This window comes from Mesorhizobium sp. M1A.F.Ca.IN.022.06.1.1 (genome assembly GCF_003952605.1).
Classification (GTDB): domain Bacteria; phylum Pseudomonadota; class Alphaproteobacteria; order Rhizobiales; family Rhizobiaceae; genus Mesorhizobium.
In genome coordinates, this window is sequence record NZ_CP034455.1 from 2,038,387 (window position 1) to 2,050,935 (window position 12,549).

Consider the following 12,549-nt stretch of genomic DNA (forward strand, 5'->3'; position numbering starts at 1 on the left):
AAGGAGAGGTTTGCGCAGAAAAACTGCTTGGCTCACACGATATTAGCCTGAGTTCCACAAGGATCAAGCCATAAAATGATCCGATCAGCGAAAGGCATGTGCCTCCCGGTGGTGAACCTCTTGTCTTATTAAATTCGGCCGAATGGTATGATCGCCCGCAACGGTAGCTCGACGGCTTCTAATCAAGGCATTTCGTTGCCAACTGCAGAAATGGGCGTCCCGAGTAGATTTTGCGCTCTTTACCCACGTAACACGGATCTGATGACGAGCATGACAAGCCATTTTCTTCCTTTGGACGTCCTCCGGCAGGAATTTCCAGCCACCCAAAGCGCCATTTACATGGATGTTGCAAATCAGGGGCTCATATCCAGAACCACCCGTACGTCCATGGATCAGCACCTTGATAATCGACTAAACGGCTTGAATGACGAAGAAGGAATGATGCAGCTTGTCGAGCAAACACGCTCCAGATTTGCTCAATTTGTTGGGGCCGAAAAGGACGAAATCGCTGTTACGAAGAATGCATCGGAAGGCATTAACATAATCGGAAACGCGATTGCTTGGAAGCCCGGAGACAATGTTGTCCTGTGCCGCCAATTGGAGCACGCAAACAACATCCTTCCTTGGCTGCAACTCAGGGACAAGCACGGAGTTGAGCTGCGGATTGTAGAATCTGATAACGGCGCAATCCCGTGCGACGCTACTATCGATCAAATCGACTCGCGCACCCGTATCGTTACAGTATCGACTGTCACAATGGTGCCAGGTTTCAAGACAGTGATGGAGCCGATAGCCGAGGCTTGCAAGCGTCTTGGCGCCTTTCTTTTGGCCGACGCCTCCCAATCAGTTGGCATCCTCCATACCGATGTCAAACTGCTTGGCGTCGACGGTTTGGTGGCTTCATCTTACAAGGGGTTGATGGGCCTCTATGGGTTGGGATTTCTATATTGCCGCCGGGAATGGGCGGATCGCCTAAGCCCTGCCTACCTCGCCCGCTTTAGTGTCGATTTGGGCGACGCACCAGAGTCGGCTCCAATATTCGATTCGGTAAAATTGCGCGCCGGCGCGCCCCGTTTTGAGATTGGCCATTTCAATTTTCCCGGCGTCATAGCGGTCCACGCATCCATCGGACAGCTGATGGAAATCGGCACGCCCGCCATTGAACAAAGCGTTACATCGGTTGCAAGGCGACTGGCGTCGGGCCTCCTTGACCTCGGGCTCCCGGTCTGCGGCGGAACGCCAGGGGATCACACCGGAAGTATTGTTGCTCTCGGAAATCCAGCACCTAGTTCGGGAAAAGCCGATAGCCGCATTCAGTCGCTGCACGAGCATTTATTGAAAAACCAGGTGATCGTCTCAGCACGCCGGGGAATGCTGCGCTTCTCGCTACATTTATACAACACAGCAGACGAGGCTGACCGAGTTGTCGGCCTGGCAAAGAACTGGCTGGCATAGCCGCAAGCTTGCGTTCTCAAGGAGGGATAGGAGTATTCATGTCGTCCATCAGCACACAAACGGTAGAGCTTCTCAAACAACTCATAAAAATTGAGAGCATCAACCCTTCAGCGTCGGCAAAGGGGAGCGGTGAACAAAAGGTCGCTGAGTTCCTCGAGGCCTTTTGCCGAGAGCGTAATCTGCCCTTTGAGTATCAGGAAGTCACCGACGGCCGCGCCAACTTCTTCACCTGGGTTCCTGGGCAGGAGCCCGACAAGCGTGTCCTGTTCATATCCCACATGGACACGGTGCCGGTTGATAATTGGGAGGCAGATCCTTTTTCGCCGGACGAACGGGATGGTCGGATTTATGGGCGAGGAAGTTGTGACGATAAGGGCCCGCTCGCGGCAATGCTCATGGCTCTTAGCACCCTGGGGGACCGTAAGCCACGATACACGATTGTCCTAGGTGCAAGCGTCGACGAAGAATACCGAAAGAAGGGGGCGCGAAAAATCGCTCAATCAGGTGTATCCTACGAGGCCGCAGTGGTCGGCGAGCCCACTGACTTGGAGCTTGTCGTTGCACATAAGGGATCGGTCCGCTGGCAGGTTGAAGTGGAGGGTGTGCCCGCTCACAGCTCCAAGCCCCATCTCGGAGTGAACGCGATCACAGGAATGGCCAAGGTTATCTTGGCGCTCGACAAGATTAATGAGACTCTGTCCCAACGCGTGCACCCCTGGTCAGCCCCCCGACCCTCACGATCACGCTCATCGAAGGGGGTGCGGAATTGGCGACGGTACCGCCATCCTGCCGGGTGTGGATCGACCGGCGGCTCATACCGGGAGAGCGACCGGCGGACGCGCTCCAGGAGGTAGAAAACATCCTGGAGGGCCTGCGCCAGGGTCCCGATAAGATCAAGGTGCGCTCGCTGCTACCCGCTCTGGAAGATCCAGCTCCCCCGAGTGCGGAAGCCACAAAAATCGCCGCGGTGGCGGCAAAGGCCTGTGCTGAAGTTGCCGGAACGGGCCAGCACCGCGGAGTTCCATATGGGACGGATGCGAGTCAGCTGTCGTTGGGAGGTATTCCCTGCGTTATTCTTGGACCTGGGAGTATTGATCAGGCCCATACTGCCAATGAGTACGTGGAGGTTGATCAATTGGCCAAAGCGGTCGACATCTACCAAAAGATCATGCTTACCTACTAGCGACCACTGGCACAATCACGCAAGAATAGGATCCCGCGATACTTCGGCTTCGCGGGACCACGTACCTTACGGTAGACTTTCAAGCCCTACCAATGCCACTTCCATTTGATCCCGCCGTTGCCGGATGATCATCTCTGACCTCGATGCGGCAAGAGGCTGGCGCATTGGGACGGATGTCGGCTGGGGGCTTCGCAGCCGACATCCGCGGCCTCATGGTCCGATCCAGGCGAAGACGACAGCTTACCTGATCTTGGGCTTCCGATAATGACCATGACAAATGTTTGAGGCAGACAAACTCTTCTCTGCGGAGGCCGATGATCATTTTCATGATGAATGCGGCATATTCGGTGTCTTTGGCCCCTTGGATGCGGCCACTATCGTAACCCTCGGCTTGCATGCCCTGCAGCACCGGGGCCAGGAGGCGGCGGGCATTGTCTCCTATGACGGCACGCAGTTCCACGTCGAACGTCATGCTGGCCTGATCGGCGACACCTTTACCAAGCAGCCGGTCCTCGACCGGCTGAAGGGCACGGGCGCCGTCGGCCACACCCGCTACGCCACCGCGGGCGGACCCGGGCTGAGCAACGTACAGCCTTTCTTCGCCGAGTTGGCCGACGGCGGCTTTGCCATCGCCCACAACGGCAACATCACCAATGCGATGACGCTGCAGCGTACGCTGCATAAGCAGGGTTCGATCTTCTCGCCGACCTCCGACACCGAAACGATCCTGCATCTCATCGCAACCAGCAGCGGGAAGGACGTCATTTCGCGCTTCATAGATGCGGTTCGCCAACTGGAGGGCGCATTCTCATTGGTAGCGCTCTCCCCCACAAAAATGATCGGCTGCCGCGACGCGCTCGGGATCCGGCCGCTGGTACTAGGCGAACTTGACGGCGCCTGGATCCTGGCCTCAGAGACCTGCGCGCTCGACATCATCGGTGCGCGCTTTGTTCGAGACCTCAAGCCTGGCGAGATGGTCATCGTCACCGCTGAGGGAGTGGAGAGCCTGTTCCCGTTCGAAACGCAGAAACCGCGGTTCTGCATTTTCGAGTATGTCTATTTCTCTCGTCCGGATTCGTCGGTCGAGGGCCGCAACGTCTATGAAGTGCGGAAGAAGATTGGCGCCGAGCTCGCCATCGAGAACCCGGTCGATGCCGATATCGTAGTGCCTGTGCCCGACGGCGGCACGCCGGCCGCGATCGGCTTCGCCCAAGCCGCCGGCCTGCCCTTCGAGCTCGTCATCATCCGCAGCCACTATGTAGGCCGCACCTTCATCCAGCCGACGGATTCCATCCGCCACATGGGCGTCAAGCTGAAGCACAATGCCAATCGCCGGATGATCGAGGATAAGCGGATCGTGCTGGTCGACGATTCCGTAGTGCGAGGCACAACCAGCCAGAAGATCGTACAGTTGCTGCGCGATGCCGGCGCGAAGGAAGTTCATATGCGCGTTGCTTCGCCGCCGACACGCTCCTCATGCTTCTACGGCGTCGACACGCCCGAGACGGCGAAACTTTTAGCGTCGCGTATGTCGATCGAGGAAATGGCCAAATTTATCCGTGTCGATTCGCTTGGCTTCCTGTCGATCGACGGGCTTTATCGAGCTCTCGGCGAAACGGCCCGTGAGAACAAACAGCCTCAATTCTGCGACGCCTGCTTCACTGCCGAGTATCCGACCCGCCTACCCGACCAAAAGGCGCTGACAACGTCCGGGCTCTGTCGGCTTTCGCCGCAGGCGGACAGTGAATCTGGCTAGCCAGTTGGAGCGGCTTCGTGGTCGGTATGAACCCCCCAAGCACTGCTGCTCGGAAGGTGAAGGGTGGTCAGCCAAAGGGCAACCGGCCCGGTAACGTTGAACTCGGCCGGAACCATTCTGCGGGCTTACTGCGGAAGAGTCCTTCGACCGCACCACCTCTGAGCGATCCCTGGTCCGTGCATGTTCGAACACGGCGCGCCGACAGATGCAGCGTCGGTGTCCGGGCACAGCGCCGCTGCGCAGATCAGTCGATCAATCTTCGGCCCGCTGTTGTGAAGCCGGCCGCGATGGCATGGGGCGGGTTAAAAGGTGCGGATCGGCGGCCTGTGCGATGAGCTCCTCCGAAAGGTCCGGCTGCTCGGCCAGGACTTCGCGGATCGTTTTACCGGAGGACAAGACTAACTTTGCAAGCTCCGCCGCCCGATCATACCCGATCGCGGGCGTCAGAGCTGTTGCCACGGCGGTGCTGGCTTCGAGATGTCTGCGGCAAGTCTCTGCATTGGCGGTAATGCCCACGACGCACTTCGTGCGCAGAACATCGACGGCATTGGTCAGAAGCTCAAGCGAGTGCAGTAAATTGTAGGCGATCACCGGCTCCATGACGTTCAGCTGCAGCTGTCCCGCTTCGGAGGCGAGTGTGATCGTGAGATCGTAACCGATGATCTGAAAGGCGACCTGATTGACCACCTCCGGCACTACAGGATTGACCTTTCCGGGCATGATCGAGGAGCCGGGCTGAAGCGCTGGCAAATTGATTTCGTTCAGCCCCCCACGCGGGCCGCTGGAAAGCAGCCGCAGATCGTTGCATATCTTCGAGAGTTTCGTGGCCGTCCGCTTCAGCATTCCCGAGAAGAGCACGAAGGCACCGGTATCCCAGCAGGCTTCGATCAGATTTCCGGCCGGGATAACGGGCAGGCCGGAAATCGCGCGCAACTCGGCGACAGCTGCCGCCTGATAGCCGGGGTTCGTATTGATGCCGGTGCCAATCGCCGTTCCACCGAGATTGATTTCATGGAAGAAAGCGCCAATCTCACCGAGACGGGCCACATCTTCCCGCAGCGTCGTCGCGAAAGCCTGAAACTCCTGGCCAAGCGTCATCGGAACTGCGTCTTGCAACTGCGTGCGGCCCAGTTTGATCACGTCCGAAAAGGCTTCCGACTTGCCCTCCAACTCAGTCGCGAGTTGCTCCAAAGCTCGTTGCAATGCCCCGCGTGAAAGAAGGATCGCAAGACGGATCGCTGTCGGATAAACATCGTTTGTCGATTGGGCGAAGTTGACGTCGTTATTGGGGTGCAGTTGGTCGTATTGTCCGCGTGGCAGTCCCATGATCTCCAAGCCGCGGTTGGCGATCACTTCATTGATGTTCATGTTGGTCGAGGTGCCTGCGCCGCCTTGAAACACATCGAGCGGGAAATGGCTGAGATGCCTGCCGGCCGCGATTTCCTCGCAGACCTGGCAGATGACATCGGCCTTTTGCTTGTCCAGATCGCCGAGCGCCGCGTTGGCGCGTGCCGCTGCCATTTTCACGTAGGCAAGCGACTTGATGAAGTTCGGAAAATGGCTGATCCGGATACCAGAAATCGGGAAGTTAGCGATGCCCCGAGCCGTTTGCGGGCCATAATAGGCATCGACCGGGATGCTTACAGGGCCAAGCGGATCTTTCTCGATGCGCTCTATTTCTGGAGCCTTCGTCACCATGGTGGCGCACGCCCTATTGTTTAGCCCGATCGCCGTTTGGATCGAAAAACGCCCGGAGCGACGCGTCGCATTCATAGAGTTTGCCGGCGATCTCGATTTCCCATCGACTGTTTTCAATCAGGTCCTTCGTGACACCAGCGGGGTGGTTTACATATCCCATTCCGATTGACGTTCCGATCGTAAAGCTCTTCACGCCGGACGAAATATATCCGACAATCCTCCCGTCACAGCGGATAAGCTCTTCATGAAAGAGGACAGGCTTCGGATCGCGAAGCTTGAATGATACCAGTCGTTTTTTAAGCGGTCCGGAATTCTTCTGGGACGTCAAGGCGTCTTTTCCTATAAAGCCGCCTTCTTTATTCCAGTCCACTGTAAATCCTAACCCCGCTTCAAGCAACGTATCAACTGGTGTAAGATCGAGCTGATATTCTCGGTAGGCACGCTCGGACCGCAGATGTTCAAGCGCGTGGTATCCTGCAGGCTTGAGACCAAACGCCTGGCCGGCCTCCCAAACAACGTCAAAGACGTGCTGCGCCATCTCGGTTGGAATATGAAGCTCCCAACCAAGCTCTCCGACATAAGTTAGTCTATTGGCAATCACGCGAGCATACCCGATATCGATTTCCTGACTGGTGGCGAATGGGAACGCCGAATTCGCCAGATCTGTGTCGGTTACGTGCGATAGGATTTCGCGCGATCGCGGACCTTGCAATGACAGGACCGCGTACCCCGACGTGAGGTCAGTGACCGTGACATTCCATTCGTCAGTAATGTGTTTTGTTATCCAGGCCTTATCCCGGGGATGGACGGTCGCTGACGAGATGATTAGGAACTCTGTCTGCGACAATCGGTTTACAGTGATGTCTGTCTCTATCCCGCCCTTTTCATTGAGCATGTGGGTGTATACCAGCTTTCCCACAGGTACATCCACGTTGCCGGCGCAAAGCCACTGAAGGAAACGGCAGGCATCGCGCCCCTGAACTAAGTGTTTTCCGAAAGAGCTTTGGTCCAACAAGATGGCATTGTTGCGGGCAGCCTTGCACTCCTGACTGGTATATTTAAACCAGTTCGGCTCGTCGTAGGAGTAGACGTTTTTAGTCGATTCCCCCTCCCCCGCGAACCACATGGGACGCTCCCATCCCATTCCTTCGCCAAAGCTAGCTCCAAGCCTCGCCCACCGGTCGTGAAGAGCGCTTTTGCGGACACCTCGGGATGTCTCCGGCTGGTAAGCCGGCCAGTGCATCTTATAGTGAAGACCCAACACTTCGGCTGTGCGATCGTGCAAGTATCGTTTATTGATCTGGAAGGGATGGAACCTGGCGACATCCACGAAGCTGATATCCATCTGAGGCTGACCGGCAATGATCCACTCTGCCAGAGCTCGTCCGGCTCCCGCGCCATATTCAATGCCCTCTGAATTATAACCTGTCGAAACGAAAAGATTTTTCGATCCAGGAACTTCACCAATCATGAACAAAAGGTCAGGGGTGAAACTTTCAGGACCATTGAAAAACTTTGCAATGCCGCAGTTCGCAAGATCAGGAACAATCTCTATTGCTTTGGTCATCGGTAGCTCAAAGTGATCCCAGTCTTCAGGAAGCTCGATGTACGCCGTTTCCTTAGGAAGCCTCCCCATCGGCAAAGGTTTTCCCCAAGGCTCGAAGGCACCAACCAAGAGCTTTCCTGTATCTTCCTTCAGATACACATGCCCGTCGGTGTCGCGTAGCACTGGCAAGGTGGGCGCTACAAAATCCATGGCTTCGGTCACTACATAAAAGTGCTCTGCCGCGTATATCGGAATTCGTGCACCTAGCTTCGACGCAAGTTCTCTGGTCCAAAGCCCACACGCAAGTACGAGAATTTCAGCTTCAACAACTCCGTCATTAGTCCGAACTTGGTAGTGCCCGTCTGCTGTGCGCCAGAGGTCGGTGACTTCCGCGTTCTCGACGATTTTTACCCCGTTCTTTTTGGCGCCAAGAGCTAACGCCATGCATGTGTCGACAGGATTGGTTTGGCCGTCCCCAGGGATAAAGACTGCGCCTTCGATGATTGACGCATTGAGCGCTGGATAGAGCTTTTTCGCCTCGCTCGGCGAGATCATGTTGGCCTCAAGGCCAAAACTTTTGGCGATCGAGGCGTTGCGTGCAGTTTCGTAGAGGCGTTCCTTGGTTCTGGCTACCCAAGTGTGCCATTTCGCTTGAATCCGGTGGCTTGGCCAGTCTCGGCCTCCAGCGCGGAGTAAAGTTCAGCATTGTATTTTGCGATCTCCGTCAGCGCGTGTGTCCCACGCGTCTGCATGATCAAACCCGCAGCGTGCCAAGTTGTACCGGACGTAAGACTGTTGCGCTCCAAGAGTGCGACGTCCTTCTTACCGTTCCTTGCAAGGTGAAAAGCAACACTTGCTCCCGCGATCCCTCCACCAACTATGAGGATCTCGTGGTGGCGAGTCGGTGTTTCACGAGGACGGAAAGGCGGATTCGTAATCATATGTATCCTTGTTCGGTTTCACTCGGAACTGGCAGCGGCAAGGTGTTTCCACGAGTTCGGCCATGATCATGCGTCAGTCACTTTCCAGCAGACTAAGGGGCGAGGCTCGCGTAGATCGCGCTAATTGGGCCGCAAGAGCGGTGTCGTTCTGCGTATTCTTCGGTTGGGCGCTGAATTATTGCGCGCGGAGAAAGGGCGGCGCTGATGAAGTCAAGGTTGGTCTGATTGCAAACACTTGCAAAGTGTGTCCGAGGGCCCAGATGGTAAACTGCGCCATCTCTCAAATAGCGGCCCATGACGCCCTCGATAGCGCTGTGACAAGCGAGCAGGTTGCCGACACAAACTGTTTGAGGAAACCATCGACAGCCAACAAAATGATGAACCTGGGCCTACCCAGAGAAGACCCCACCCCGATATCCTGCGCGGCCTGGTCGCCTTTGCCGTCGAGCGGCCGAGGAAGCTGAAGGCGGGCGCCGCCCACACCGTCCGCCCCGGCGAAAAGAACCCGCGCTTGCCCAGTGCCACGGCCGTCCCGAGCGCGACTGTGAGACGCGCGTCGGCACCCTGGAGCTTGCGCATCCCAAGCTGCGGAGGGCTCCTAATTCCCTCTTAAAGACGCTGACCGCAGTCGTGCGGGAGGTTGGCGGGAACGACTAATAGCGGCCGCTGCTGACCAGATCCGGTGAAGTCCCCAGCGCCATCACGGCTGCCGCGCGAAGCTGCATAGTACCAAAGATCGGCTCACCGGCTAGATCAAGCGGAAGACAATGGTCGGCGGCTTCTTCTCCAAGGAGATGCCATAGTCCGCCTCGCAGGTGCGCTGCTCCTGCTCATGGCGATGAAGAGCTTGTTAGGCCAGATGAGCGATGATCCGCTTATGGGCCTGCCGGCTGTGGGCTGATACGCCGGCTGCATGCCAGAGCGCGCGGCGACCAAGTCCTCAGCTACACCCTTCCGTGGGCACGATCTCGCGTCGATTGCGAAAGATCTATGGCATTGAATGGGTCATGAGTGGCCGGAATACTGATAGTTGCCCGGCAGGTAAACTCAGCGGTCTTCCGGGTAAGATGAAGAGTTAACGGATTGGGAAGCGAAGCACTTCGGCCACCTTCCCAATCCGGCTGCCTAAAAGCTTTCAGCTAGTCTACGACTATCAACTCTCGTGCGACGTCGGCTAGCCGCTCGCCACCCTTTTCGGTAACAACAAACGACTCCGAGATTGCGGCTCCGAAGGCAGGAGGCCTCACTCCTGATTGGAAATGGAAGCACATGCCAGCCTGGAGCACGGTCTTTTCGCCGGCGCGAATGCTCACAGTACGCTCGCCCCAGTCTGGCGGAAAATTCATGCCGATTGAGTAGCCGGAACGGCCTTTTTTGACATACCCGTGGCGGTTCAGAACGCTCAGCCAGACGGTGTTCAGTTCGTCGACGATTACACCCGGCTTTGCCATTTCTAGAACAGCGTCGCCACCTTCGATGATGGCATTGGCGAGGTGTTGGGCCTCCTTAGGTGGCTTTCCCATGTAGACCGTACGCGTCAGAGGCGCGTGATAATGGCGCCTGGCCGCTCCAATCTCCAGGAGAACCAGCCCCGACTTTGGCAGGGGCTTGTCCGACCATGTGAGGTGTGGAGCGTTCGTCTTCTCGTCAACCTGTATCAATGGACAGAGGCTTGTATAATCACCGTACTTTCCATCAACGCCTCTTGTCTGATCAGCATAAATCTGAGCGACGATTTCGTATTCAGGAATTCCTGGCTTCAGATTGTTGATCGCCTGGCGCATGGTGTGGCTGACAATCCGACCCGCTTCCCTCATGTAGACAAGTTCGGCGTCGGATTTGACGAGTCGGGCCCAATTAACGAGGCCGCGGCTGTCAGAGAACTTTGCATTTGGAAGGCCGTTGACAAGGTGCTGATGCGCACGCGCTGTATAAAAATGCGCATCGAGCTCAACCCCTATGCGATCAGATCCCCAACCGCGGGATTTTATGATTTCGCTAACTTCGTCGTAGGGATGCAGCTCCACATGATGAAGTCGGTCGTCGGAAAAATTGATAATGTTGTCAGCAGGCAAGTCCGTCGTGGCACGAGCGCCGTTCACGTCGACCAGCCGCCCTATCCAAATCGGCGTGTCCGATTTTAGGTGCAATAGAACCACTTGTGGCGTATAGAAGGACCAGGCGTCATAGCCGGTCAGCCAGCACATATTTGCGGGGTCCTGGCAGATTAGCAGGTCGAATCCTGCTTCCTCCATCCGTCTCTTCACGTCTTGGATACGGCGTCGATACTCCGCCGGCTGAAAGGGTTTCTCAAAGTCCATTTGTAGTCGTCCTCTGCACCTAGGTTGGCTGACCGGACCAAGCATTCATGCCCAATCCGTGCTGGTTCCCAACCTAGCATGCTTCAGAGGCCTGCTTCGCGCGGACCTCTTCGTCCAATCGCAGAAAACCTGCGTTATTTGCGCTCCATGCGCAGCTTCACCTCCCCTTGTGAAAAGGCTCGGCGCATCTCCGGGGTGGGCTGCGGCCTTTTGTTGAAGCCAAATAGCCGGACAACGGTGGAAATGTGACCCGCCGCTTGATCCACGGAAGAGCGACGCCGAGGGCGGGGCTCTTCTGGAAACGCTGCAGGACGGCCAGGCTGGCGTCATTCAGATCAGATGGACCACCTGGGACGGCCCACGGCCGTGCAAATATCCTGCCCGAAGGGCGTCGTGAAACCGTCTAGGCAAATTGGCGTTGCGCATGGGCCCCTTTAGGGCATTGGCGGCGGAGACAATCCCCGATTTTAGCAGCCCAAGACCGAGCTACTACGCCACCCCATGCCACAGCCCGCTTGGCATGACAGGTAGCGGTGACGTGCTGACCCACAACGACGTGGTTTCATTCATCCACTGTTCAATCTGCTGAAGACGCCCCGCAACTTGGCTTTCGCAAGACCGGGCCGCGACATCATTTGTCCGAAACGCCGCCGAAAGTCGCGCTAATTTGCAAGCTTCGTCGTCTTGGACACAATGCGACCAAGCGGCTCCTTTTACGCGGTCCTCAAATTGACCGGCATGTTGCGCTATGCTGCCTTCGTCCGATCCGCCATTACGCCGGCCACGACCTCGCCGAACGAAGCCGGCGTCGGCACGATGATAACGCCGGCTTCCTTCAAGATCTCGACCTTCTCTTGAGCCGACTCGCCGAAGGCGGAGATGATTGCGCCGGCATGGCCCATGCGGCGGCCCTTCGGCGCGGAAAGGCCGGCGATGTAGGCGATCAGCGGCTTCTTCATGTTGTCGCGCGCCCAGAGTGCGGCTTCCGCTTCCTGCGAACCGCCGATTTCGCCGATCATCACCACGGCGTCCGTACCGTCATCGTTTTCGAACAGTTCGAGGATGTCGCGGAAGGACGAGCCGTTGATCGGATCGCCGCCGATGCCGACGCTGGTCGAGACCCCGATGCCCATCGCCTTCATCTGCGACGCCGCCTCGTAGCCCAGGGTTCCGGAGCGCCCAACAATGCCGACACGCCCGGGCAGGTAGATCGACCCCGGCATGATGCCCATCAGAGCCTGGCCGGGCGTGATGATGCCGGCGCAATTGGGTCCGATCAGCCGCAGCCGGTCTTCGTAGCGGTAGCGGCGCATGTAGCGCTTCACCCGCATCATGTCCTGCGACGGGATGCCGTCGGTGATGCAGACGCAGAATCTGATGCCGGCGTCTGCCGCTTCCATGATCGAATCCGCAGCGAAAGGCGGCGGCACGAAGACGATGCTCGCCTCGGCGCGGGTCTCGCGCGCCGCGTCCTTGACGGTGTTGAACACCGGCAGGCCGAGATGTGTCTGGCCGCCCTTACCGGGTGTGACGCCGCCGACCACATTAGTGCCGTAACGCTTCATGTCTTCAGCGTGAAAACTGCCGATCTTGCCGGTAAATCCCTGTACGATTACGCGGGTGTCCCGGTTAAGCAGAATTGCCATTCT

8 protein-coding genes and 1 pseudogene are annotated in these 12,549 nt (G+C 57.3%); 4 read left to right on the forward strand and 5 right to left on the reverse strand.

Annotation, left to right across the window (positions count from 1 at the left end; translation table 11 throughout):
• Positions 1–270 precede the first annotated feature (270 nt).
• The 4 genes and pseudogenes from EJ078_RS09730 (at position 271) to purF (ending at position 4,384) form a co-directional block, all read left to right on the forward strand.
• Positions 271–1,455, forward strand: a complete 1,185-nt coding sequence (locus tag EJ078_RS09730; RefSeq protein WP_245459172.1) for an aminotransferase class V-fold PLP-dependent enzyme — start codon at positions 271–273, stop codon at positions 1,453–1,455.
• A 38-nt stretch (positions 1,456–1,493) separates the two neighbouring features.
• On the forward strand, positions 1,494–2,309 hold the full coding sequence (locus tag EJ078_RS30685; RefSeq protein WP_281060663.1) for a M20/M25/M40 family metallo-hydrolase: 816 nt from the start codon (positions 1,494–1,496) through the stop codon (positions 2,307–2,309).
• Positions 2,222–2,638, forward strand: coding sequence for a M20/M25/M40 family metallo-hydrolase (locus tag EJ078_RS30690; protein ID WP_281060664.1), 417 nt, complete (start codon positions 2,222–2,224; stop codon positions 2,636–2,638). Before EJ078_RS30685 ends, EJ078_RS30690 begins: the two co-directional genes overlap by 88 nt.
• 277 nt (positions 2,639–2,915) lie before the next feature.
• Positions 2,916–4,384, forward strand: a pseudogene (gene purF / locus EJ078_RS09740) (amidophosphoribosyltransferase).
• Positions 4,385–4,646: 262 nt separating this feature from the next.
• On the opposite strand, the gene EJ078_RS09745 reads toward purF, so the two are convergent.
• The 5 genes from EJ078_RS09745 to sucD all read right to left on the reverse strand — a co-directional run bounded on the left by EJ078_RS09745 (position 4,647) and on the right by sucD (position 12,546).
• Entirely contained in the window at positions 4,647–6,092 is a 1,446-nt protein-coding gene (locus EJ078_RS09745) for an aspartate ammonia-lyase (protein WP_208721366.1), read from the reverse strand.
• Between the two features lie 13 nt (positions 6,093–6,105).
• The gene (locus tag EJ078_RS09750) at positions 6,106–8,295 is read right to left on the reverse strand and encodes an FAD-dependent oxidoreductase (RefSeq protein WP_348627318.1); all 2,190 of its coding nucleotides are present in this window, start codon (positions 8,293–8,295) and stop codon (positions 6,106–6,108) included.
• Positions 8,268–8,579 (reverse strand): FAD-dependent oxidoreductase, encoded by a 312-nt coding sequence (locus tag EJ078_RS30305; protein ID WP_245459174.1) that lies wholly within the window; start codon positions 8,577–8,579, stop codon positions 8,268–8,270. Before EJ078_RS30305 ends, EJ078_RS09750 begins: the two co-directional genes overlap by 28 nt.
• 1,139 nt (positions 8,580–9,718) lie before the next feature.
• The gene (locus EJ078_RS09755) at positions 9,719–10,900 is read right to left on the reverse strand and encodes a Xaa-Pro peptidase family protein (protein WP_208721381.1); all 1,182 of its coding nucleotides are present in this window, start codon (positions 10,898–10,900) and stop codon (positions 9,719–9,721) included.
• A gap of 746 nt (positions 10,901–11,646) precedes the next feature.
• Entirely contained in the window at positions 11,647–12,546 is a 900-nt protein-coding gene (gene sucD, locus EJ078_RS09760) for a succinate--CoA ligase subunit alpha (protein ID WP_127316353.1), read from the reverse strand.
• Between the last annotated feature and the right edge of the window lie 3 nt (positions 12,547–12,549).

Coding starts and splice junctions, on each gene's coding strand:
- EJ078_RS09745 (WP_208721366.1), bottom strand. CDS start 6,092: ATGGTGACGAAGGCTCCAGAAATAGAGCGCATCGAGAAAGATCCGCTT.
- EJ078_RS30685 (WP_281060663.1), top strand. CDS start 1,494: ATGTCGTCCATCAGCACACAAACGGTAGAGCTTCTCAAACAACTCATA.
- EJ078_RS09730 (WP_245459172.1), top strand. CDS start 271: ATGACAAGCCATTTTCTTCCTTTGGACGTCCTCCGGCAGGAATTTCCA.
- sucD (WP_127316353.1), bottom strand. CDS start 12,546: ATGGCAATTCTGCTTAACCGGGACACCCGCGTAATCGTACAGGGATTT.
- EJ078_RS30305 (WP_245459174.1), bottom strand. CDS start 8,579: ATGATTACGAATCCGCCTTTCCGTCCTCGTGAAACACCGACTCGCCAC.
- EJ078_RS09755 (WP_208721381.1), bottom strand. CDS start 10,900: ATGGACTTTGAGAAACCCTTTCAGCCGGCGGAGTATCGACGCCGTATC.